The 22,787-nt window shown below is 66.4% G+C and carries 18 protein-coding genes; 14 read left to right on the top strand and 4 right to left on the bottom strand.

Annotated features, from left to right (window positions below; translation table 11 throughout):
- Position 1: 1 nt before the first annotated feature.
- Positions 2-1,909: a polysaccharide biosynthesis protein gene (locus ACREPD_RS02575; protein WP_431597837.1), complete on the top strand. Its 1,908-nt coding sequence runs from the start codon at positions 2-4 to the stop codon at positions 1,907-1,909.
- Positions 1,906-2,790 carry a UTP--glucose-1-phosphate uridylyltransferase GalU gene (gene galU / locus ACREPD_RS02570; RefSeq protein ID WP_421569615.1) on the top strand — a complete coding sequence of 295 codons (885 nt, stop codon included), beginning with the start codon at positions 1,906-1,908 and terminating at the stop codon, positions 2,788-2,790. Before ACREPD_RS02575 ends, galU begins: the two co-directional genes overlap by 4 nt.
- A gap of 127 nt (positions 2,791-2,917) precedes the next feature.
- Here the strand turns inward: galU and ACREPD_RS02565 are convergent, their stop codons facing one another.
- The 3 genes from ACREPD_RS02565 to ACREPD_RS02555 form a co-directional block, all read right to left on the bottom strand.
- Complete coding sequence (locus ACREPD_RS02565) at positions 2,918-4,126, bottom strand: acetyl-CoA C-acyltransferase (RefSeq protein ID WP_431597836.1); 1,209 nt, start codon at positions 4,124-4,126, stop codon at positions 2,918-2,920.
- A 19-nt stretch (positions 4,127-4,145) separates the two neighbouring features.
- Complete coding sequence (locus tag ACREPD_RS02560) at positions 4,146-6,518, bottom strand: 3-hydroxyacyl-CoA dehydrogenase/enoyl-CoA hydratase family protein (protein ID WP_431597835.1); 2,373 nt, start codon at positions 6,516-6,518, stop codon at positions 4,146-4,148.
- Between the two features lie 67 nt (positions 6,519-6,585).
- On the bottom strand, positions 6,586-7,251 hold the full coding sequence (locus ACREPD_RS02555) for a TetR/AcrR family transcriptional regulator (RefSeq protein ID WP_431597834.1): 666 nt from the start codon (positions 7,249-7,251) through the stop codon (positions 6,586-6,588).
- Between the two features lie 380 nt (positions 7,252-7,631).
- Here ACREPD_RS02555 and ndk point away from each other — a divergent pair, with 380 nt between their 5' ends.
- The 12 genes from ndk (at position 7,632) to guaA (ending at position 21,764) form a co-directional block, all read left to right on the top strand.
- The gene (gene ndk, locus ACREPD_RS02550; protein ID WP_431597833.1) at positions 7,632-8,057 is read left to right on the top strand and encodes a nucleoside-diphosphate kinase; all 426 of its coding nucleotides are present in this window, start codon (positions 7,632-7,634) and stop codon (positions 8,055-8,057) included.
- A gap of 10 nt (positions 8,058-8,067) precedes the next feature.
- Positions 8,068-9,273 carry a 23S rRNA (adenine(2503)-C(2))-methyltransferase RlmN gene (rlmN, locus tag ACREPD_RS02545; protein ID WP_421569611.1) on the top strand — a complete coding sequence of 402 codons (1,206 nt, stop codon included), beginning with the start codon at positions 8,068-8,070 and terminating at the stop codon, positions 9,271-9,273.
- Positions 9,260-10,057 carry a type IV pilus biogenesis/stability protein PilW gene (gene pilW, locus ACREPD_RS02540; RefSeq protein WP_431597832.1) on the top strand — a complete coding sequence of 266 codons (798 nt, stop codon included), beginning with the start codon at positions 9,260-9,262 and terminating at the stop codon, positions 10,055-10,057. The genes rlmN and pilW overlap by 14 nt, the downstream gene beginning before the upstream one ends.
- 6 nt (positions 10,058-10,063) lie before the next feature.
- The gene (locus ACREPD_RS02535; protein ID WP_431597831.1) at positions 10,064-10,930 is read left to right on the top strand and encodes a helix-turn-helix domain-containing protein; all 867 of its coding nucleotides are present in this window, start codon (positions 10,064-10,066) and stop codon (positions 10,928-10,930) included.
- Between the two features lie 59 nt (positions 10,931-10,989).
- Entirely contained in the window at positions 10,990-11,628 is a 639-nt protein-coding gene (locus ACREPD_RS02530) for a YfgM family protein (RefSeq protein WP_431597830.1), read from the top strand.
- Positions 11,628-12,836, top strand: coding sequence for an outer membrane protein assembly factor BamB (bamB, locus tag ACREPD_RS02525; RefSeq protein WP_431597829.1), 1,209 nt, complete (start codon positions 11,628-11,630; stop codon positions 12,834-12,836). The genes ACREPD_RS02530 and bamB overlap by 1 nt, the downstream gene beginning before the upstream one ends.
- A gap of 12 nt (positions 12,837-12,848) precedes the next feature.
- Positions 12,849-14,246: a ribosome biogenesis GTPase Der gene (gene der / locus ACREPD_RS02520; RefSeq protein ID WP_431597828.1), complete on the top strand. Its 1,398-nt coding sequence runs from the start codon at positions 12,849-12,851 to the stop codon at positions 14,244-14,246.
- Between the two features lie 44 nt (positions 14,247-14,290).
- A complete protein-coding gene (moeB, locus tag ACREPD_RS02515) occupies positions 14,291-15,463 on the top strand; it encodes a molybdopterin-synthase adenylyltransferase MoeB (protein ID WP_431597827.1) in 1,173 nt (390 codons plus the stop codon).
- A 165-nt stretch (positions 15,464-15,628) separates the two neighbouring features.
- Positions 15,629-17,455 (top strand): monovalent cation:proton antiporter-2 (CPA2) family protein, encoded by a 1,827-nt coding sequence (locus ACREPD_RS02510; protein WP_431597826.1) that lies wholly within the window; start codon positions 15,629-15,631, stop codon positions 17,453-17,455.
- A 111-nt stretch (positions 17,456-17,566) separates the two neighbouring features.
- Positions 17,567-18,442: a bifunctional methylenetetrahydrofolate dehydrogenase/methenyltetrahydrofolate cyclohydrolase FolD gene (gene folD, locus ACREPD_RS02505; RefSeq protein WP_431597825.1), complete on the top strand. Its 876-nt coding sequence runs from the start codon at positions 17,567-17,569 to the stop codon at positions 18,440-18,442.
- A gap of 193 nt (positions 18,443-18,635) precedes the next feature.
- Positions 18,636-20,093 (top strand): IMP dehydrogenase, encoded by a 1,458-nt coding sequence (gene guaB, locus ACREPD_RS02500; RefSeq protein ID WP_421569633.1) that lies wholly within the window; start codon positions 18,636-18,638, stop codon positions 20,091-20,093.
- A 105-nt stretch (positions 20,094-20,198) separates the two neighbouring features.
- Positions 20,199-21,764: a glutamine-hydrolyzing GMP synthase gene (gene guaA, locus ACREPD_RS02495; protein WP_431597824.1), complete on the top strand. Its 1,566-nt coding sequence runs from the start codon at positions 20,199-20,201 to the stop codon at positions 21,762-21,764.
- Between the two features lie 86 nt (positions 21,765-21,850).
- On the opposite strand, the gene ACREPD_RS02490 is transcribed toward guaA, so the two are convergent.
- A complete protein-coding gene (locus ACREPD_RS02490; protein WP_431597823.1) occupies positions 21,851-22,684 on the bottom strand; it encodes an oxidoreductase in 834 nt (277 codons plus the stop codon).
- Positions 22,685-22,787: the final 103 nt, after the last annotated feature.

Raw genomic sequence — 22,787 nt, 5'->3', positions numbered from 1 at the left:
TATGACGCCTTGGCAGGACCGCTTCACGAGTCTGCTTCCCCGTGCCGCCATTGTGGTCCACGACCTGTTCATGGTCTGGGCCTGCTGGCAGTTGCTGCATGCCGGCCGCTATTCGATGCTGGCCGATGCCCCCTCGCTGCCACTCTGGAACATCGACACCTCGCTGGTGCTGGTGATCCAGGCGGTCGTGTTCTGGCGGGTGGGTCTGTACCGCGGCCTCTGGCGGTTCGCCAGCGTCGCCGACCTGCTGCATATCTTCAAATCCAGCTTCATCGGGCTGCTCGCCATCGTGGTGGTGCTGGCCTACAAGCGCTTCAACGGCGTGCCGATGTCGGTGCTGGTCATTTACCCGTTCGCGCTGTCGGCGCTGCTGGGCGCACCGCGCCTGCTGTACCGGGCATGGAAGGACTACCAGGCGCTGCAGTCCGACGCGACCGCGCGCCGGGTGCTGATCCTGGGTGCCGGTCAGGCCGCCGAAGCGCTGGTCCGCGACCTGCGCCGCTCCGGCGATTTCGAGCCGGTGGGCCTGCTGGACGATGCGCCGCACCTGCAGGGCGCCAAGCTGCAGGGTCTGCCGATCCTGGGCACGCTGGACGATGCCGCCTCCGTGGTCCGCGAAACCGCCGCCAAGCTGCTGGTCATCGCCATCCCCTCGCTGGACGCGGCGGGCATGCAGCGCGTGGTGGCCATCTGCGAAAGCACGGGGGTGCCGTTCCGGATGGTGCCCAAGCTCAATGATGTGCTGCTGGGGCATTCGTTGCCCGGCGAGCTGAAGGAAGTGGCGATCGAGGACCTGCTCGGGCGCAAGCCGATCCTGCCGGACTGGTCGCTGATCCGCGGCTGGTTGGGCGGCCGCACCGTGCTGGTCACCGGCGCCGGTGGCTCCATCGGGTCGGAACTGTGCCGCCAGTGCGCACGCCACGGGGCAGGGCGGATCGTCCTGCTGGAAATGAGCGAGCTGTTGCTGCTCACCATCGAGGCCGAGCTCAAGCGCAGCTTCCCCGACCTGATCGTGGAGGCGGTGCTGGGCGACTGCGGCGACCCGGCGGTGATCCGCCATGCGCTGTCGCTGTCCCAGGTGGACGCCGTGTTCCATGCGGCCGCCTACAAGCAGGTGCCGGTGCTGGAACGGCAACTGCGCGAAGCGGTGCGCAACAACATCCTGTCCACCGAGACGGTGGCGAGGGCCTGCGTCGAAGCCCGGATCGAGCATTTCGTGTTCATTTCGACCGACAAGGCGGTGGACCCGGTCAATGCGCTCGGCGCCAGCAAGCGCTACGCTGAGATGATCTGCCAGAGCCTGGACCAGAAGACCAGCCACACCCGCTTCGTCACGGTGCGCTTCGGCAACGTGCTGGCCTCGGCGGGCAGCGTGGTGCCGGTGTTCCGCGAGCAGATCCTCAAGGGCGGCCCGGTCACGGTTACCGACCCGGAAGTGACCCGCTACTTCATGACCATTCCCGAGGCGTGCCAGCTGATCCTGCAGGCGGCCGCGTCGGCGTCGCATGGCGCGATCTACACCCTGGACATGGGCGAGCCGGTGCCGATCCGGGTGCTGGCCGAACAGATGATCCGTCTGGCCGGCAAGCAGCCGTACAAGGACATCGCGATCATCTACACCGGGCTGCGTCCGGGCGAGAAGCTGCACGAGACGCTGTTCTATTCCGACGAAGACTACCGCCCCACCTCGCATCCGAAAATCCTGGAGGCGGGCGTGCGCACCTTCGCCCGCGAGCAGGTGCTGGGCAATGTGCCGCGCCTGCGCGAGGCGATTGCCAACTACGACACCGACGCGATCAACAGCATCCTGTTCGCGACCATGCCGGAATTTGCGCCGCTGCAACAGGACGATCACGTCGAGTCGGCTAAAGTGCTTCCCTTTCCGGCACGAGAGGCCAACAGGCTGTGACGAGCAAGCGCATTCGCAAGGCGGTATTTCCGGTGGCGGGGCTGGGAACCCGGTTCCTTCCCGCAACCAAGACGGTGCCCAAGGAGATGCTGCCGATCATCGATCGGCCGCTCATCCAGTACGCCGTCGATGAGGCGATCGAGGCGGGGTGCGACACCCTGATCTTCGTCACCAATCGCTACAAGCACGCCGTTGCCGACTATTTCGACAAGGCCTACGAGCTGGAGCAGAAGCTCGAGCGCGCCGGCAAGACCGAGCTGCTGGAACTGGTGCGCAACGTACTGCCGGAAGGCGTCCGTGCGGTCTTCGTGACCCAGACCGAAGCGCTGGGCCTGGGCCATGCGGTGTTGTGCGCCAAGTCGGTGGTCGGTGACGAACCGTTCGCGGTGCTGCTGCCGGACGACCTGATCTGGAACCGTGGCGACGGTGCCCTGAAGCAGATGGCGGACCTCAACGCGTCCACCGGTGCCAGCGTGATCGCCGTTGAAGACGTGCCGCACGAGAACACCGCCAGCTACGGCATCGTGGCGACCGAGGCGTTCGACGGCCGCAAGGGGCGTATCGCGCAGATCGTGGAGAAGCCCAAGCCCGAAGACGCGCCGAGCGATCTGGCGGTGGTGGGGCGCTACGTGCTCAGCCCGAAGATCTTCGAGCTGCTCGAAGCCACGGGCAAAGGTGCCGGTGGCGAGATCCAGCTGACCGACGCCATTGCCGCGCTGTTGAAGACCGACGAGGTCGATGCCTATCGCTTCGAAGGCACCCGCTTCGACTGCGGCACCCATCTGGGGCTGGTCGAGGCGACCATCCGCTTCGCGCTCGAGAATCACAAGCTGGCCAAGCCGGCGCGCGAGAAGCTGACGCAGATGCTGGCTGAAGACTGATCGCGACGCGATCAATCAAACAAAACGGGCGGCCCAAGGGCCGCCCGTTTTGTTTTGGGGAATCGGTCGAGGCCGATTCCCCCATCGCCGGTAGGTACCGACCGTTGGTCGGTACCCACGTGACCCCTTACAGCGATTCGAAAATACCCGCCGCGCCCATGCCGGTGCCGATGCACATGGTGACCATGCCGTACTTCTGCTGGCGACGGCGCAGGCCGTGCAGCAGGGTAGCGGTACGGATGGCACCGGTGGCGCCGAGCGGGTGGCCCAGGGCGATGGCGCCGCCCAGCGGGTTGACCTTGGACGGGTCCAGGCCGCAATCGCGGATGACCGCCAGCGACTGCGCGGCGAAGGCTTCGTTGAGCTCGATCCAGTCCAGCTGGTCCTGGGTCAGGCCGGCCTGCTTGAGCGCCTTCGGAATCGCGGCAATCGGGCCGATGCCCATCACTTCCGGACGCACGCCGGCGACCGAGAAGCTGACGAAGCGGGCCAGCGGCTTCAGGCCGTAGTCCTTGACCGCCTGCTCCGAGGCCAGCAGCACCGCACCGGCGCCGTCGCTCATCTGCGAGGAGTTGCCGGCGGTGACGGTGCCACCAAACTGGCCGTTGCGGAACACCGGGCGCAGCTTGGCCAGGCCTTCGGCGGACGAATCCAGGCGCGGGCCTTCGTCGGTGTCGATGATCCGGTCACGGGTGATGATGCGACGGCCGTCGGCCAGGTCGGGCTGACGGGTACGCACGTCGTACGGGCTGATTTCGTCCTTGAAGTCACCGTTCTGGATCGCGGCGATGGCCTTCTGGTGCGAGGCGAGGGCGAAGGCGTCCTGCTCTTCGCGCGAGACCTTCCATTCTTCGGCGACCTTCTCGGCGGTGATGCCCATGCCGTAGGCGATGGCGACGTGGTCGTTGTCGAACACGCTCGGTGCCATCGCGATCTTGTTGCCCATCATCGGCACCATCGACATCGACTCGGTGCCGCCGGCCAGCATCAGGTCGGCGTTGCCCAGGCGGATCTGGTCGGCCGCCATGGCCACGGCCTGCAGGCCGGAGGAGCAGAAGCGGTTCACCGTCTGCGCGGCGATGGTGTCCGGCAGGCCGGCCAGCAGCACGCCGATGCGCGCCACGTTCATGCCCTGCTCGGCTTCCGGCATGGCGCAGCCGATGATGGCGTCGTCGATGCGGTTGACGTCGATGCCCGGCGCCTGTGCGACCACGCTGCGAAGCACGTGGGCGAGCATGTCATCGGGGCGGGTGTTGCGGAACACGCCCTTGGGCGCCTTGCCGACCGGGGTACGGGTGGCGGCGACGATGTAGGCGTCCTGGATTTGCTTGGTCATGGTGGTGATCTCTTATAGGTCAGTTGCGCAGCGGCTTGCCGGTCTTGAGCATGTGCGCGATGCGCGCCTGGGTCTTTTCCTGCTGGGCCAGTTCAACGAAGTGCTTGCGCTCCAGCGTGAGCAGCCACTCTTCGTCCACCAGCGTGCCGCGGTCCACTTCGCCGCCGCACAGCACGGTGGCGATGCGCACGGCGATCTCGTAGTCGTACGGGCTGATGAAACGGCCTTCCAGCATGTTGACCAGCATCATCTTGAAGGTGGCGATGCCGACGTCGCCGGCGACCTGGATGCGGCGGGCCGGCATCGGCGGACGGTAGCCGCCTTCGGCCAGTGCCTGCACTTCGGCCTTGGCGATGTACAGCGCCTCGAAGCTGTTGAACACGACCTTGTCGGTCGCGCGCATCAGGCCCAGCTCCTGCGCGTTGACCGCGGAGTTGGAGACCTTGGCCATCGCAACGGTCTCGAAGGTCTTCTTCAGTTCGGCGAACACGTCGCCTCCCGGACCGGCCGCCTGCGACGCGCGCACCGCCAGTTCCTTCAGGCCGCCACCGGCCGGCAGCAGGCCCACGCCGGCTTCCACCAGGCCGATGTAGCTTTCCAGTGCGGCAACGCTCTTGGCGCTGTGCATCTGGAACTCGCAGCCGCCGCCCAGGGCCAGACCGCGCACGGCGGTGACCACCGGAACCAGCGCGTACTTGATCGCCTGGCTGGTGCGCTGGAAGTTGTGCACCATCTCTTCGAACTGGTCGACCTTGCCGGCCTGCAGCAGGCCGAGCGCGCCGGCCAGGTCGGCACCGGCGGAGAAGGGTTCCTTCTGCTGCCAGATCACCAGGCCCTTGAAGCCCTGCTCGGCGCGCTTGATCGCTTCCTGCAGGCCGTTGAGCACGTGGTCGGACACGGTGTTCATCTTGGTCTTGAAGCTGACCACGGCGATGCCGTCGCCGTCGTGCCACATGCGCACGCCGTCGTTCTCGAACACGGTTTCGCCCGTGCTGAAGGTTTCACCCAGCAGCGGATCCGGGAAGCGCTGGCGCTGGTACACCGGCAGCGACGAGCGCGGCAGCTTGGCGTTGCGCGACGGGCTGTAGCTGCCCTCGGCGGCGTGCACGCCGTCGCGGCCATCGAACACCCAGTCCGGCAACGGCGCGTTGCTCATGCTCTTGCCGGCGACGATGTCATCGGCGATCCACTGCGCGACCTGCTTCCAGCCGGCGGCCTGCCAGGTTTCGAACGGGCCAAGCGACCAGCCGTAGCCCCAGCGGATGGCCAGGTCGACGTCGCGTGCGGTTTCGGCGATGTCGGCCAGGTGGTAGGCGCTGTAGTGGAACAGGTCGCGGAAGGTCGCCCACAGGAACTGCGCCTGCGGGTGCTGGCTGTCGCGCAGCTTGGCGAACTTCTCGGCCGGGTTTTTGATCTTGAGGATTTCAACCACTTCCGGCGCGGCGGTACGGTCGGCCGGACGATAGTCCTGCTTCTCCAGGTCCAGCACCACGATGTCCTTGCCGACCTTGCGGAAGATGCCCGCGCCGGTCTTCTGGCCCAGCGCACCCTTGGAGATCAGCGCGTCCAGCCACTTCGGGGAAGCGAAGTACTGATGCCACGGATCGTTGGGCAGGGTGTCGCCCATGGTCTTGATGACGTGCGCCATCGTGTCCAGGCCGACCACGTCGGAGGTGCGGTAGGTCGCCGACTTCGGGCGGCCGACCAGCGGGCCGGTCAGGCCATCGACTTCATCGAAGCCCAGGCCGAACTGCTGGGTGTGGAAGATCGTGGACAGGATCGAGAACACGCCGATGCGGTTGCCGATGAAGTTCGGGGTGTCCTTCGCGTACACCACGCCCTTGCCCAGGGTCGTGACCAGGAAGGCTTCCAGGCCCTCCAGCACGGCGGCATCGGTGGTGGTGGCCGGGATCAGCTCGGCGAGGTGCATGTAGCGCGGCGGGTTGAAGAAATGCACGCCGCAGAAGCGGTGGCGCAGCTGCTCGGGCAGCACGTCGGCGAGCTTGTTGATGCCCAGGCCCGAGGTGTTGGAGGCCAGCACGGCGTGGTCGGCCACGAACGGTGCGATCTTCTTGTACAGGTCCTGCTTCCAGTCCATCCGCTCGGCGATGGCTTCGATGATCAGGTCGCAATCCTTGAGGTGTTCCAGGCCCGTCTCGTAGTTCGCCGGGGTGATCGCTTCGGCGTAGGACTTGCTGGCGAGCGGGGCAGGGCTGAGCTTGCCCAGGTTGGCGATGGCCTTGAGCACGATGCCGTCGGCCGGACCTTCCTTGGCGGGCAGGTCGAACAGCACGGTGTCGACGCCGGCGTTGGTCAGGTGGGCCGCGATCTGGGCACCCATGACGCCTGCACCCAGTACGGCGGCGCGGCGGACTAGCAGGGAATTGGACATGTCGATAAGCCTTTGTTGGTCTGGCAGCCGGGCAGAGCCCGGCTCTACGGGTGGAGAAATGCCGGCGTTACGGGGTGGAAAGGGAAACCGTCGCCGTGGGCGTGGGGGCCGCGCTGGCGCGGAACCCGGCTTCGACGAAATGGATCAGTTCGTGGGCAGCATGGGCACGATGCGCCGCTTCGGTGACATCGGCGGGTCGCTTGATCAGGCCGAAGTCGGCCATCGCATAGGTCAGCGAGCCGGCCAGGAAGTCCAGGCGCCAATACAGCTCTTCCTTGCTCAACCCGGGCACGCAGGCGGCGATGGCCTTGCCGAACTCGCGCAGCACATGGCCGTAGTGGTCGGAGAGGAATTTGCGCAGGTTGTCGTTCTTTTCCGCGTAGGCCCGGGCGATCACCCGCACGAACGCGCCACCGCTCTGGCGGTCCTGGGCCATCGCCAGGGCCGGTTCGACGAACGCGGCCAGCACCGGGCGCAGCTGGCCGGGGTGCTCGCGGCGGGCGGCCTCCAGCTGGGCGAGGCGGGCGGCGGTCATCTCGTCCATGCGCCGGCGGAACACCTCGTTGACCAGGTTTTCCTTGGAGCCGAAGTGGTAGTTCACCGCCGCAATGTTCACATCGGCCTGGCTGGTCACCTGGCGCAACGAGGTGCCGGCGAACCCGTGCTGGGCAAACAGCTCCTCGGCGGCGCCGAGAATGCGGTCCTTGGTGGAGAAGTGAGCGGGCTTGGCCATGGGCAGGGCAGGGTTCAATCAAACGATTGTTTGATATTAGACCTGGCCGGGTGGGTTGGCATGTTGCGGTGCAGCAGGTCATTCATTTGCGGTAGAGCCACGCTATGCGTGGCTGCGGTGCTTGCAGTCCATCGGAACCTGAACGGAGAGCCTTCCTCCGTCATTGCTGGGCCTGCCACGCATGGCGTGGCACTACCGTAGATGGCGTTGCCACGCGTGACGTGGCACTACCCTGGATTACGGGCTTCGGCGGGCGTGGCACGACGCCACCAGAGGTTGTAGAATTACGCCACGTATATAGGCTAAGCCCGCGTTTTGACGCGGGTTTTTTTCATGTTACTCTCGGGTCGATCAGTGGCCCGCCCAACGGAGAATTTCCCATGGCGCTGGAGCGCACCCTTTCCATCATCAAGCCGGACGCCGTCGCCAAGAACGTCATCGGTGAAATCTACGCCCGCTTCGAGAAGGCTGGCCTGAAGGTCGTGGCTGCGAAGTACAAGCAGCTGTCGCGCCGCGAAGCCGAAGGCTTCTACGCCGTTCACAAGGAGCGTCCGTTCTTCAACGCGCTGGTCGACTTCATGATCTCCGGCCCGGTGATGATCCAGGCGCTGGAAGGCGACAACGCCGTGCTGGCCCACCGCGACCTGCTGGGCGCCACCAATCCGAAGGACGCTGCGCCGGGCACGATCCGCGCCGACTTCGCCGATTCCATCGATGCCAATGCCGCCCACGGCTCGGACTCGGTCGAGAATGCCGCGATTGAAATCGCGTACTTCTTCGCCGCGACCGACGTGGTCTCGCGCTGAGAGTAATGCCGTGAACGAGGTCGTACAGACAACCGCCATCCCCGTCGTGCTCGATCAGGGCGCACCGGTGGCCAAGCAGAACCTGCTCGACCTCGATCGCGAGGGTTTGGAGCGCTTCTTCGCCGAGAAACTCGGCGAAGCGCGCTACCGTGCCCACCAGGTGATGAAGTGGATCCACCACCACTACGTCACCGATTTCGACCAGATGACCGACCTGGGCAAGGCGCTGCGCGCCAAGCTGCAGCAGCATGCCGAGGTCCGCGTTCCCAACATCGTGTTCGACAAGCCTTCCGCCGACGGCACCCACAAGTGGCTGCTGGCCATGGGCACCGATGGCAAGAACGCGATCGAAGCGGTTTACATCCCGGACAAGAACCGCGGCACGCTGTGCGTGTCTTCGCAGGTCGGCTGCGCGCTGAACTGCACGTTCTGTTCGACCGCTACCCAGGGCTTCAACCGCAACCTTTCCACCGCCGAGATCATCGGCCAGGTGTGGGTTGCCGCGCGCCACCTGGGCAACATCCCGCACAAGCAGCGTCGCCTCACCAACGTGGTGATGATGGGCATGGGCGAGCCGTTGATGAATTTCGAAAACGTCGTGCGCGCCATGAGCGTGATGCGCGACGACCTGGGCTACGGCCTGGCGAACAAGCGCGTGACCCTGTCCACCTCCGGCCTGGTGCCGCAGATCGACCGGTTGTCCGCCGAGAGCGACGTGTCGCTGGCGGTGTCGCTGCACGCGCCGAACGACGCGCTGCGCGAGACCCTGGTGCCGCTCAACAAGAAGTACCCGATCGTGGAGCTGATGGCCTCGTGCGCACGCTACCTGCGCGCCAACAAGCGCCGCGAATCGGTCACCTTTGAATACACCCTGATGAAGGGCATCAACGACCAGCCCGAGCATGCCCGTCAGTTGGCGCGGCTGATGCGCCAGTTCGACAACGCCGTGCAGACCTCGCACGCGGGCAAGGTCAACCTGATTCCCTTCAATCCGTTCCCGGGCACCCGCTACGAACGCTCGGGGGACACCGAGATCCGGGCGTTCCAGAAGATCCTGCTGGATGCGCAGGTGCTGACCATGGTGCGCCGTACCCGTGGCGACGACATTGATGCCGCCTGTGGCCAGCTCAAGGGCCAGGTCATGGATCGCACGCGTCGCCAGGCCGAGTTCAACAAAACACTCCAGGATGGGAAAAGCCGGGATGCCGCTGCCTGACCTCCGATTGCCAGCCGTTGTTCTCGTCGCGCTGGCATTGGCCGGCTGTGGCAACAAAGGCGTCAAACCCATCAGTGCACCCTTGGGCGTCGCGCCCGAGTATGTGGCCCGCGACAACGCCGATACCCGGCGCCGGGTGAGCTACCAGGACCAGGTGACCCTGTCCGCCGAGGCCTATCGCGCGGGCGCGCTGGATGTCGCCGAAAAGCGGGCGCGCTCGGCGCTCAAGCTGGACGCCAGCCGTCCCGATGCCTACATGCTGCTGGCCACGTTGGCCAGCCAGCGGGGCGCCGATGCCGAGGCGGGCACCCTGTACCTGAAGGCGGCCGAGCTGGCCCCCGAAAGCGGCGAAGTCCTTAACAACTACGGTGCCTGGCTGTGCACGCATGGCCGCGCCGCCGAGGCATTGACCTGGTTCGACCGGGCGCTGGCCACGCCGGGTTACCGCACCCCGGCCGCAGCGCTGGCCAATGCAGGCGGCTGTGCGCTCGAGGCCAACCAGCCCGAGCGGGCGGCGCGGGACCTGCGCAAGGCCCTGGCCCTGGACCCGACCAACGCCTACGCGCTCGAGTCTCTGGCCCGCAACGAGTTCGCCCAGGGCCGGTTTTTCGAGGCCAGGGCCTTCGTGCAGCGGCGTCTTGCGGCTGCACCGGCAACACGTTCCGTGTTACAACTTGCCTCTCAAATCGAGGCGCAGTTAGGTGACACAGTGGCATCCGGTCGCTATCTGCAGCGAATTCGCGACGAATTTCCGCAGGATGCGGCTCCTAATTCCCGGGGTTGAAGCATTGTGATTGATGACCAGACTGTGAATGCTTTTGATACTGCCGCGGGGTGCGGGGCGCGCCTCCGTGAGGCGCGCGAAGCGGCAGGACTGACGCTTGAGGCGGTAGGGCAGCAGTTGCGCATGCCGGTGCAGGTGGTGAAGTCGCTGGAAGCCGAGCAATGGGAGCGCCTGGGGGCGCCCGTGTTCGTCCGCGGCCAGCTGCGCAGCTATGGGCGTCTGCTGAAGGTCGACCTGGGCGATGTGCTGGAGCAGTCCCGGATCGGGCCGGTGGTGCCGCCGCAGCTGGTCAGCCATACCCATACCCCGCGCGCGCGCCGCATTGCCGAAAGCCTGGGGCGCCGCGTGCTGTACGTCGGCATCACCGCCGTTCTTGCGGTGCCGGTCTGGTTCGCGACCCGCGGCCATTTCGACAGCGCGTCCAGCGGTCCCAGTACCGCCTCGCTGGATGTGATTCCGGCAGCGGTCCCGGTGGTCGGCTCTGCCGAATCGGCCGCGCCGAACACCCCGGTCGCCGCACCCGCGGCGGCGCCTGCCGCGCCTTCGGCGCCCTACCTGGCCTCGCTGACGCCGGTGCCGCGCACCGTCTCCGCCGCAGCGGTGCCGGCCGGTGCGCTGAACCTGCAGTTCAAGGGCGACAGCTGGGTGGACATCGCCGCCCCCGATGGCAGCACCGTCGAGAAGGCGCTGATCAAATCGGGCGAGACCCGCAGCTTCACCCCGGGCCAGGTGGGCCGGATGACGCTGGGCAATGCCTCTGCGGTCGAGGTTCAGCAGGCCGGCACTATCGTCGACCTTTCGCCTTACCAGCGAGCCAACGTGGCACGCTTTACGGTATCCTCTGACGGCTCCGTGGCTCCGGTTTCACACTGAGTCGCGTTTCCCAATTCAATTCAAACAGTCCCTCCTGACAAGCAGGGGCGAGAGTACGCATGGCGATCGACGACCTGCTCGACGAGCACGAACAAAGTGAACGCGTCCGCAGCTGGCTGCGGAACAATGGTGTGAGCATCATCGCCGGCGTGGCGATTGCCATCGGCGGCATTGCCGGCTGGCAGTGGTGGCAGAAGGAGCAGGGCAACGACCTGACCGGCGCCAACGTCCAATACCAGACCGTACTCAAGCACCTCCAGGACAAGAAACTGGACGAGGCGGCCAAGGGCGTGAAGGCCCTCGAAGGCGGCAAGGCGAGCATCTACGCCGATCTGGCCTCGCTGCAGCTGGCCAAGGCCCAGGTGGACGCCGGCAAGAACGAAGACGCGCTGGCGACCCTGCGCGCGATCCAGGCCGATCCCGAATTCAAGCCGTTGATCGACCAGCGCATCGCACGCCTGCTGATCGCCACCGGCAAGACCGATGAGGCGATCAAGCAGCTCGGCAGCGCCAGCGACAGTGCCAGCCTGGAAATCCATGGCGATGCGTTGATGGCGGCGGGCAAGCGTGATGAGGCCCGCGGGCAGTATGAGAAGGCGCTCAAGACGCTGGACGTGGCAGCGCCGCAGCGGCGCCTGCTGGAAACCAAAGTGATGGATGCCGGTGGCACCGTCACCGATCCTGCGGAGTCGGTGTAATGAAGCAGATGGTCATGATCAAGCGCGTAGCCACCCTCGTCCTGATGGGCGTGGCGTTGTCCGGCTGCACCACCGTGAAGGGCTGGTTCGCCGGCAAGGACGCGGAAGCCAAGAAGGCGCAGGAGCCGGCCGAGCTGGTGAAGTTCGAGCCGACCGCCAAGGTCGACCGGATCTGGAGCGCCAACGTCGGCAAGGGCGAAGGCCGCATCGGCGTGCGCCAGGGCCCGGTGGTTGCCGATGGCCGCGTCTACGCGGCGGCGATCTACGGCGGCGTGCATGCGCTGGACCTGCAGACCGGCAAGACGATCTGGACCTACCAGCCGGCCAAGGTCAAGAAGCAGGACAAGCTGCGCCTGTCCGGCGGCCCGGGTGTTGGCGAAGGCCTGGTGGTGATCGGCACGCTCGACGGCCAGGTCATCGCCCTGGACGCCAACGACGGTTCCGAGAAGTGGCGGGCCAAGGTGCCTGGCGAAGTGATCAGTGCACCGGCCGTGGGCCAGGGCATCGTGTTCGTCCGCAGCAACGACGGCCGCGTGACCGCTTTCGATGCGAGCAACGGCACCCAGAAGTGGTTCAACCCGCGTGAGCTGCCCGCGCTGACCGTGCGCGGCAACGCGCCGGTGGTGGTGGGCCCGGGCGTGCTGTTCATCGGCAACGATGACGGCAGCGTGGCCGCGCTGGCCATGCAGGACGGCCGCACCATCTGGGACCAGATGGTCGCCAGCGGCGAAGGCCGCACCGAGCTGGAGCGCATGTCCGATGTGGACGGTGCACCGGTGCTGGAAGGCAACACCCTGTTCGTGAGCAGCTTCAAAAGCCAGACCATGGCGATCGAGGGCCCGACCGGCCGTCCGCTGTGGGCGCGCGATCATGGCGGCGCCGGTGGCGTGGCCCTGACCTCGGGCAACGTGTTCGTGACCGATAACAAGGGCGGCGTGTTCGGCCTGGACAAGGCCAGCGGCACCGCGATGTGGTCGCAGACCGGCCTGGCCCGGCGCTCGCTGACCGGTCCGGCCATCCAGGGGGATTACGTTGTAGTCGGTGACTACAAGGGATATCTGCACTGGCTGCGGACTGATAATGGTGAACTGGCCGCGCGCGCCAAGAGTGGCGGCGATGCCCTGCTGGCGCAGCCGGTGGTCGCCGATGGGATTCTGCTGGTGCAGAACGTTGATGGAAAGCTGACCGCATTCCGGTTGGCACAATAAGGAGTTACCGCGATGCTGCCCTTGGTCGCCCTGGTTGGACGGCCGAATGTCGGCAAGTCCACCATTTTCAATGCGCTGACCCGTACCCGTGACGCCCTGGTCCATGACCAGCCCGGCGTCACCCGGGACCGCAACTATGGTGTTTGCCGTCTTGACGAGGACAACCATTTCCTCGTCGTCGACACGGGCGGTATCTCGGAGGATGAGGAAGGTCTGGCCGGCGCTACCGCCGACCAGGCCCGTGCTGCCGCTGGTGAAGCCGACCTGATCGTGTTCGTCGTCGATGCCCGTGATGGCACGTCCGCGCTGGATGACGAGATCCTGGCCTGGCTGCGCAAGCTGTCGCGGCCGACGCTGCTGCTGATCAACAAGATCGACGGCACGCACGAAGACACCGTGCTTGCGGAGTTCGCCCGCTACGGCTTCAGCGAAATGCTCACCATGTCCGCCGCGCATCGTCAGGGTCTGGATGACCTGCTCGAGGAAGTGGTGCAGCGCCTGCCCGAAGAGGGCAGCGCCGAGGAGATGGACAACGATCCGAACCGGATGCGCATTGCCTTCGTCGGCCGCCCCAATGTGGGCAAGTCGACGCTGGTCAACCGCATCCTCGGCGAGGAGCGGATGATCGCTTCCGAAGTGCCCGGCACCACCCGCGACTCCATCGCGGTGGACCTGGAGCGCGACGGGCGCGAATACCGCCTGATCGACACCGCCGGTCTGCGCCGCAAGGGCAGGGTTGAAGAGGTGGTCGAGAAGTTCAGCGTCATCAAGACCCTGCAGGCCATCGAGCAGTGCCAGGTGGCCGTGCTGATGCTGGACGCCGGCGAAGGCGTGACCGACCAGGACGCCAGCGTGTTGGGCGCGGTGCTCGATGCCGGTCGCGCACTGGTCGTGGCGATCAACAAGTGGGACGGGTTGACCGACTACCAGCGCGAGCAGGCCGAGGCGCTGGTGGCGCGCAAGCTGGGCTTCGTGCCGTGGGCGGAAGTGGTGCGCATTTCGGCCAAGCATGGCTCGGGTCTGCGCGAGCTGTTCCGTGCGGTTCACGCGGCACATGCCTCGGCGACGCACGAATTCAGCACCAGCGAGGTCAACAAGGCGCTGGAAGTGGCCTATGAGACCAACCCACCGCCGGCGATCCGCGGGCATGTCTCCAAGCTGCGTTACGTGCATCCGGGCGGCTCCAATCCGCCGACCTTCATCGTGCACGGCACGCGCCTGAAGGAACTTCCGGAGTCGTACAAGCGCTACCTGGAGAACTTCTTCCGCAAGCGCTTCAAGCTGGTGGGCACGCCCGTGCAGTTCATCTTCCGCGAGGGTGCCAACCCGTACGAAGGCAAGAAGAACGCGCTGACCGACCGCCAGATCGCCAAGAAGAAGCGCCTGATCAAGCACGTAAAGGGCCGCTGAAAAACGGCGCCGCGCCCGCGGCGCCGACCCCGTAGAGCCACCCCATGGGTGGCTGCCGGCTGCGCGATAATGCGGTCATGACCGCCATCCCCGAAATCACCCCGGAACAGGCCCGCCAGCGCCTCACCCACGGCGCGTTGCTCATTGATGTGCGCGAAGCGCACGAGCGCGCCGCCGGCATGGCCGAAGGTGCCCTCGGCATCGCGAAAGGCGACCTCCAGGCAAACCCGGCCGCGCACGTGCCGACGCCGGACCGCGAGCTCATCCTGATCTGCCAAAGCGGCATGCGCTCCATGCAGGCAGCGCTGGCGCTCCTCGACCTCGGCTACACCAATGTCGCCTCCGTCCACGGCGGCACCACCGCCTGGCGCAGCGCCGGGCTCCCGCTGGTCCAGCCGATCCAGAGCGACGACGAGCGCGATTTCAACGAACGTTATTCCCGCCATCTACTTCTGCCACAGGTAGGCGTGGCCGGGCAGCAGTCGTTGCTGCAGTCGCGCGTGCTGCTCATCGGCGCCGGCGGCCTGGGCTCACCGGCCGCGTTCTACCTGGCCGCGGCGGGGGTAGGGCACCTGCGCATCGTCGATGACGATGTGGTGGACCGCAGCAACCTGCACCGGCAGATCCTGCACAGCGACGCCAGCGTCGGCATGCCCAAGGTGCACTCCGCCCGCGAACGGCTGCTGGCGCTCAATCCGCGCCTCGACGTGGAGGCGGTGCAGGAACGGGTGAGCTCGTCCAACATCGACGCGCTGCTGGACGGCGTGGACGTGGTGCTGGACGGTTCGGACAACTTCCCCCTGCGCTACCTGCTCAACGATGCCTGCATCCAGCACGGCATCCCGCTGGTGTACGGCGCGGTGGAGCGCTTCACCGGCCAGGTGAGCGTGTTCGACGCCGGCCGCCAGCGCGGGCAGGCGCCCTGTTACCGCTGCCTGTTCCCCGAGCCGCCGCCGCCGGAGTTCGCCCCCAACTGCGCGGAAGCGGGCGTGCTGGGCGTACTTCCCGGCATGGTCGGCCTGCTGCAGGCCACCGAAGCGCTCAAGCTGCTGCTGGGCATCGGCGAGCCGTTGGTGGGGCGGTTGCTGACCTTCGACGCGCTGGGTATGCGCTTCCGCGAGGTCCGGCTGCGGCCCGATCCGGCCTGCCCGCTGTGCGTGCCGGATCGTGCCTTCCCCGGGTATATCGATTACGCGGCGTTCTGCAATCAGGGGTGATCGGGTAGCCGGGCAGAGCCCGGCTCTACGCGCTCTTGGAATGATGTGGCGGCTTAATCGCCGGTCGTTCCATTGGCGGCACGAACATCCGCACCCTCCGTGCTATTTCCCTGCATCAACTTGCCCTATCGTGAGGACTGATTCGAGTTGCAAGGAACAGACCGCATGGCGGTGGAAGCAGGTGCCAGTGAACTGGTGAAAGTGGTCGCCCTGCTGGGCGCGGCCGTGGTGATGGTGCCGCTGTTCCGCCGGCTCGGGCTGGGCTCGGTGCTGGGCTACTTCGCCGCCGGCCTGGCCATTGGCCCGTTCGGCTTCGGCTGGTTTTCAGACCCGCAGGCCATCCTGCACACGGCCGAGCTGGGCGTGGTCATGTTCCTGTTCGTCATCGGTCTGGAAATGCGGCCCTCGCACCTGTGGAGCCTGCGCAACGAGATATTCGGCCTGGGCACGCTGCAGATCGTGGTCTGCGGCACGGTGCTGACCGGCGTCTGCATGCTGTTTGGTTTCCCGCTGCCGGTGGCCTTCATCGGCGCGGCCGGTTTCGTGTTGACCTCCACCGCCGTGGTGATGCAGCTGCTGGCCGAGCGGGGCGACATCGCGTTGCCGTCGGGGCAGAAGATCGTCTCCATCCTGCTGTTCGAAGACCTGCTGATCGTGCCGTTGCTGGCCGTGGTGGCCTTCATGGCACCGGTGCAGGCGGATGCGGGCGCCAGTTCGCGCTGGGTCAGTGTCGGCATTGCCGCCGGTGCGATCGTCGGCCTGGTGCTGGTCGGGCGGTTCCTGCTCAACCCGCTGTTCCGCATCCTGGCGGCCGCGAAGGCGCGCGAAGTAATGACCGCCGCCGCACTGCTGGTGGTGCTCGGCGCGGCGTTGCTGATGCAGCTGGGCGGCCTGTCGATGGCGATGGGCGCATTCCTGGCTGGCGTGCTGCTCAGCGAGTCTACGTTCCGTCACCAGATCGAGGCGGACATCGAACCGTTCCGCGGCATCCTGCTGGGGCTGTTCTTCCTCAGCGTGGGCATGGCGCTCGACCTGACCGTGGTCGCCAACAACTGGCCGCTGATCGTCTCCGGCGTGTTTGCATTGATGCTGGCGAAGGCGGTGTGCATCTACACCGTCGCACGCATCCTGGGCAGTGACCATCGCCAGGCGCTGGATCGTGGCGTGGTGATGGCGCAGGGCGGCGAGTTCGCCTTCGTGCTGTTCTCGGCTGCGGCCACCGCCGGTGTGATCGGCGTGGAGGTCAATGCCAACCTGACCGCCATCGTGGTGCTGTCGATGGCGCTCACGCCGCTGTTCGTGCTGCTGCATGACAAGCTGATGCCGGCACGCGAAGTCTCGCTGGAAGGCGTGGACACCGCCGAGGGCATGTCCGGCAGCGTGCTGCTGATCGGCTTCGGCCGGTTCGGCCAGGTCGCCAGCCAGTCGCTGCTGGCCCGCGACGTGGACGTGACCATCATCGACAACGACGTGGACATGATCCACAACGCCGAACGCTTCGGGTTCAAAATCTACTATGGCGACGGCACCCGGCTGGATGTGCTGCATGCCTCCGGCGCGGCCACCGCGCGGGCGATCGCGGTCTGCGTGAACAACGCGCAGGATGCCGACCGCATCGTCGAACTGGTCGCACACGAATTCCCGCAGGCCAAGTTGCTGGTGCGCTCGTTCGATCGCGAGCATTCGCTGCGGCTGATCCACGCGGGCGTGGATTACCAGATTCGCGAGACGTTCGAGTCGGCGCTGCTGTTCGGCCAGGCCGCGTTGGTCGAGCTGGGCGCCGATGAAGACGACGCGCGCGATATCGCCGAACAGATCCGCGAGCGCGATGCCGAGCGCTTCGAGCTGGAAATGGCCGGTGGTGACCTGCGTGCTGGCGCGCACATGGTGTTCGGCACCGCGCTGCCCGGTGTGCCCACGCCGACCCCGTTCACCGCCCCCAAGCGCAAGGCGCGCACCCTCAACGCCGACGAAGTGCCAGAAGAGGAATAACGCGCGAAAGCGCGACCTTAGCGTAGCGCCGGGCTCTGCCCGGCGACGACGGTGGGCGTGGGGCCGTTAATCGGGGACAATACGCTCCCCGACGCCCCACGCCCCCATTCGATGAACGATTCGACCGCCCCCCACTCCGCCCGCATCCTGGACGGACGCCGCATCGCCGAAGACCTGCTGGACAGCCTCAAGGTCCGCGTCGATGCCCGCCTGGCCGCCGGTGGCAGCCGACCGGGGTTGGCCGTGGTGCTGGTGGGGGGCGACCCGGCCTCGACCGTCTACGTGCGCAACAAGCGCCGCGCGGCGGAGAAGGTGGGCATCGAAGCGTTCGACTACGACCTGCCGGCCGGGACCAACGAGGCCCAGCTGCTGGACCTGATCGACCAGCTCAACGCCGATCCGAAGATCCACGGCATTCTGGTGCAGCTGCCGCTGCCCGGCATCCCCGACGCCAGCCGGCTCATTCATCGCATCGACCCGCGCAAGGACGTGGACGGCTTCCACCCGGAGAATGTGGGGCATCTGGCCCTGCGTGAATTCGGCCTGCGCCCGTGCACCCCGCGCGGCATCACCACGCTGCTGGGGCATACCGACCAGCCGGTGCGCGGCCGCAACGCCACCATCGTGGGGGTCAGCAATCACGTGGGCCGGCCGATGGGCCTGGAACTGCTGATTGCCGGCTGCACCGTCACCAGCTGCCACAAGTTCACCCCCAAGGACGTGCTGGAGCAGTCGGTGCGCAACGCCGACATCCTGGTGGTCGCCGTGGGGCGCCCCGGCATCGTGCCGGGCGAGTGGGTCAAGCCCGGCGCCGTGGTCATCGACGTGGGCATCAACCGCCTGGACGACGGCCGCCTGGTCGGCGACGTCGGCTTCGAGGCCGCCGCCGAACGCGCCAGCTGGATCACGCCGGTACCGGGCGGGGTGGGGCCGATGACGGTCGCCACGCTGATGCAGAACACGATTGAGGCGGCCGAAGCGTTCTGACGCCCGCAACGGCGTGACGACCAACGGTCGTCACCTACCAGGCGGTAGCGCACGACCGTTGGTCGTGCGGCCCGGCTGCCGAACCGGCGCATGAACGCGCCGCGCCGGCGTGACACAGCGTCGCATCTGCCCCCTGCCCATCGGGCCAGAATCAGGGTAAAATGTCGCGCTTCCCCACATCTCGGGTATGCCGATGCTGCGCATCCAGGCTGAAGCACTGACTTACGACGACGTCTCGCTCGTCCCCGCCCATTCCATCATCCTGCCCAAGGATGTCACCCTGGAAACGCGCCTGACGCGCGACCTGCGGCTGAAGCTTCCGATCCTGTCGGCTGCCATGGATACCGTCACCGAAGCACGTCTGGCCATCGCCATGGCCCAGCTCGGCGGCATGGGCATCATCCACAAGAACCTGAGCGTGGACCAGCAGGCCGCCGAAGTGGCCAAGGTCAAGAAGTTCGAGGCCGGTGTCATCCGCGACCCGATCACGGTCGGCCCGGAAACCACCATCCGCGACGTGCTGGCACTGACCCAGGCGCGCAACATCTCCGGCGTGCCGGTGGTGGACGGCGGTGGCCAGCTGGTCGGCATCGTCACCCACCGTGACATGCGCTTCGAGACCGAGCTGGACGATCCGGTCCGCCATATCATGACCAAGAAGGATCGCCTGATCACGGTCAAGGAAGGCGCCGCATCGGACGAAGTGCTGCAGCTGCTGCACCGCAACCGCATCGAGAAGATCCTGGTGGTCAATGATGATTTCGCCCTGCGTGGCCTGATCACCGTGAAGGACATCCAGAAGAACACCGATTACCCGAACGCCGCCAAGGACATCTCGACCCGCCTGCTGGTCGGTGCCGCGGTGGGCGTTGGTGGCGACACCGATCGCCGCGTGGAAGCGCTGGTCGCTGCCGGCGTGGACGTGCTGGTGGTCGACACCGCTCACGGCCACTCGCAGGGCGTGCTGGACCGCGTCAGCTGGGTCAAGAAGCACTTCCCGCAGGTGCAGGTCGTGGGTGGCAACATCTGCACCGGCGAAGCCGCACTGGCGCTGCTGGACAGCGGCGCGGACGCGGTCAAGGTCGGCATCGGCCCGGGTTCGATCTGCACCACCCGTGTGGTCGCCGGTGTCGGCGTGCCGCAGATCACCGCCATCGACCTCGTCGCCGAGGCACTGCAGGATCGCATCCCGCTGATCGCCGACGGTGGCATCCGCTACTCCGGTGATATCGGCAAGGCGCTGGCTGCCGGTGCGTCCACCATCATGATCGGCGGCCTGCTGGCCGGTACCGAGGAATCGCCCGGTGAAACCGAGCTGTTCCAGGGCCGCTCCTACAAGAGCTACCGTGGCATGGGGTCGCTGGCCGCGATGGAGAAGGGGTCCAAGGACCGCTACTTCCAGGACGCCTCCAGCGCCGACAAGCTGGTGCCCGAGGGCATCGAAGGCCGCGTGCCGTATCGCGGCCCGGTCGGCGGCATCATCCACCAGCTGATGGGCGGCCTGCGCGCCACCATGGGCTACGTGGGTTGCGGCACCATCGAAGACATGCGCAGCAAGCCGAAGTTCGTCAAGATCAGCGGCGCCGGCCAGCGTGAGAGCCACGTCCACGACGTGCAGATCACCAAAGAGCCGCCGAACTACCGCGCCTGATGCGGCATGAGCAAAGAGGAACGAGGAAGCTGATTCCCGTTCCTCTTTCTCTATCTGCTACTGCTTTTTGTCATTCCGTTTTCATTCCTGCTTTGCCTGGGCGCCATGACCAACATCCATAACGACAAGATCCTCATCCTCGATTTCGGCGCTCAGTACACCCAGCTGATCGCGCGCCGCATCCGCGAGCTCGGCGTGTACTGCGAAATCTGGGCGTGGGACCACAACCCGGCCGAGATCGCCGCGTTCGGCGCCAAGGGCATCATCCTGTCCGGCGGCCCCGAATCGACCACGCTGCCGGGCGCGCCCGCCGCGCCGCAGGAAGTGTTCGACAGCGGCCTGCCGGTGTTCGGCATCTGCTACGGCATGCAGACCCTGGCCGCGCAGCTCGGTGGTGCCACCGAAGCCGCCGACCAGCGCGAATTCGGCCATGCCGAAGTCAACGTGGTTCACCCCGATGCGCTGTTCAAGGGCCTGAGCGACCACGGCGGCGAGCCGCGTTTGAATGTGTGGATGAGCCACGGTGACCACGTGTCCGTGGCGCCGCCGGGCTTCACCATCACCGCCACCACCGATCGTATTCCGGTGGCCGCGATGGCCAACGAAGAAAAGCGCTGGTACGGCGTGCAGTTCCACCCGGAAGTGACCCACACCCTGCAGGGCCAGGCGCTGCTGCGCCGCTTCGTGGTGGACGTGTGCGGCTGCCAGACCCTGTGGACCGCCGCCAACATCATCGACGACCAGATCGCCCGCGTGCGCGAGCTGGTCGGCGATGACGAGGTGATCCTGGGCTTGTCCGGTGGCGTCGATTCGTCGGTGGTCGCCGCGCTGCTGCACAAGGCGATCGGCGACAAGCTGACCTGCGTGTTCGTCGACACCGGCCTGCTGCGCTGGCAGGAAGGCGACCAGGTGATGGCGATGTTCGCCGAGCACATGGGCGTCAAGGTGATCCGCGTGAACGCCGCGGACCGCTACTTCAGCAAGCTGGAAGGCGTGAGCGACCCGGAAGCCAAGCGCAAGATCATCGGCAACCTGTTCGTGGACATCTTCGACGAAGAGTCCAACAAGCTGAGCAACGCCAAGTGGCTGGCGCAGGGCACCATCTACCCCGACGTGATCGAGTCGGCCGGCAGCAAGACCGGCAAGGCGCACGTGATCAAGAGCCACCACAACGTCGGCGGCCTGCCCGAGCACATGAAGCTGGGCCTGGTCGAGCCGCTGCGCGAACTGTTCAAGGACGAAGTGCGCCGCCTCGGCGTCGAGCTCGGCCTGCCGCGCAGCATGGTCTACCGCCACCCGTTCCCGGGCCCGGGCCTGGGCGTGCGCATCCTCGGCGAAGTGAAGCGCGAGTACGCCGAACTGCTGGCCAAGGCCGATGCGATCTTCATCGACGAGCTGCGCAAGGCCGACCTGTACGACAAGACCAGCCAGGCCTTCGCGGTGTTCCTGCCGGTGAAGTCGGTGGGCGTGGTCGGCGACGCACGTGCGTATGAGTGGGTGATCGCGCTGCGCGCGGTGGAAACCATCGACTTCATGACCGCGCACTGGGCGCACCTGCCGTATGACTTCCTGGGCACGGTGAGCAACCGGATCATCAATGAACTGCGTGGCGTCTCGCGCGTGGTGTACGACATCTCGGGCAAGCCGCCGGCGACGATCGAGTGGGAATAAATCCCACCCGGTAGAGCGGGGCGCTGCCCCGCTTACGCAGGTCGACAAGGGCGCCGAAAGGCGCCCTTGTTCATTTCGTTGCCGATTCAGCCATCCGTCGACCGCGTGAGCGCTTCCCAGGCGGTTGCTTCGACCGCCATCGCATCCAGCTTGTGTCGCACCAGCTGCAGAGCATCGCTGCCCAGCAACAGGTGAGCGGGCGGCGCATCGCTGTCCAGAACGGCCAGCATCGCGCGTGCGGCCTTGGCCGGATCGCCAGGCTGGTGGCCGCTCTTGTCCTCCCGCGCCTTGCGGATGGGATCGAACAACAGATCGTAGTCGGCGATCGAACGCGGCGTGCGCGACATCGAACGGCCGGCCCAGTCGGTGCGGAACGAACCCGGCGCGACCGCCGTGACATGGATCCCGAACGGCTTCACTTCCATGCCCAACGCTTCGGAAATTCCCTCCAGCGCGAACTTACTGCCGCAGTAGTACGCAATGCCCGGCATCGTGATGAAGCCGCCCATCGAGGTGATGTTGAGGATGTGGCCGCGCCGGCGCGCACGCATATAGGGAAGGGTGGCCTTGATCATGGCGACCGCGCCGAATACGTTGACGTCGAACTGGCGGCGCATAGCGTCCAGCGGTGATTCTTCCAGGATGCCCTCGTGTCCGTAGCCGGCGTTGTTGACCAGCACATCCAGCGGCCCGATGTTCTGTTCGATGTCCGCCACCACACCGTCGATGGCGTCGACATCGGTGACATCCAGAATGCGCCCGGTCGCGCGGTGGGGATGAAGCTGTTCGAATTCGTGCAGGGCCTGTGGGCTGCGTACGGTGCCGACGACGCTGTGGCCGGCAAGCAAGGCCTCGCGGGCGAGCGCACGCCCGAAACCGCTGCTGACACCGGTGATGAGGAGGCGCCTGGGGGAGGTCATGGGTGAGGTCCAGTAGAGGGAGAATCCGCACAATAGGTATTGAGCCGATCGTTTGGCAGGGCTACTCTTGCTGAATTCTTGCCTATTCGTATGAGCATGCCGT

The sequence above is a fragment of the Stenotrophomonas sp. genome (assembly GCF_050737075.1).
Classification (GTDB): domain Bacteria; phylum Pseudomonadota; class Gammaproteobacteria; order Xanthomonadales; family Xanthomonadaceae; genus Stenotrophomonas.
The sequence above is the reverse complement of the archived record's forward strand: the minus strand, read 5'-3'. Positions and strand labels throughout refer to the sequence as shown.

Coding starts and splice junctions, on each gene's coding strand:
- ACREPD_RS02510 (WP_431597826.1), top strand. CDS start 15,629: ATGGCGGTGGAAGCAGGTGCCAGTGAACTGGTGAAAGTGGTCGCCCTG.
- ACREPD_RS02530 (WP_431597830.1), top strand. CDS start 10,990: ATGGCGATCGACGACCTGCTCGACGAGCACGAACAAAGTGAACGCGTC.
- ACREPD_RS02555 (WP_431597834.1), bottom strand. CDS start 7,251: ATGGCCAAGCCCGCTCACTTCTCCACCAAGGACCGCATTCTCGGCGCC.
- ACREPD_RS02565 (WP_431597836.1), bottom strand. CDS start 4,126: ATGACCAAGCAAATCCAGGACGCCTACATCGTCGCCGCCACCCGTACC.
- moeB (WP_431597827.1), top strand. CDS start 14,291: ATGGGTGGCTGCCGGCTGCGCGATAATGCGGTCATGACCGCCATCCCC.
- ACREPD_RS02490 (WP_431597823.1), bottom strand. CDS start 22,684: ATGACCTCCCCCAGGCGCCTCCTCATCACCGGTGTCAGCAGCGGTTTC.
- der (WP_431597828.1), top strand. CDS start 12,849: ATGCTGCCCTTGGTCGCCCTGGTTGGACGGCCGAATGTCGGCAAGTCC.
- guaA (WP_431597824.1), top strand. CDS start 20,199: ATGACCAACATCCATAACGACAAGATCCTCATCCTCGATTTCGGCGCT.
- bamB (WP_431597829.1), top strand. CDS start 11,628: ATGAAGCAGATGGTCATGATCAAGCGCGTAGCCACCCTCGTCCTGATG.
- guaB (WP_421569633.1), top strand. CDS start 18,636: ATGCTGCGCATCCAGGCTGAAGCACTGACTTACGACGACGTCTCGCTC.
- ACREPD_RS02560 (WP_431597835.1), bottom strand. CDS start 6,518: ATGTCCAATTCCCTGCTAGTCCGCCGCGCCGCCGTACTGGGTGCAGGC.
- ACREPD_RS02575 (WP_431597837.1), top strand. CDS start 2: ATGACGCCTTGGCAGGACCGCTTCACGAGTCTGCTTCCCCGTGCCGCC.
- folD (WP_431597825.1), top strand. CDS start 17,567: ATGAACGATTCGACCGCCCCCCACTCCGCCCGCATCCTGGACGGACGC.
- pilW (WP_431597832.1), top strand. CDS start 9,260: ATGCCGCTGCCTGACCTCCGATTGCCAGCCGTTGTTCTCGTCGCGCTG.
- ndk (WP_431597833.1), top strand. CDS start 7,632: ATGGCGCTGGAGCGCACCCTTTCCATCATCAAGCCGGACGCCGTCGCC.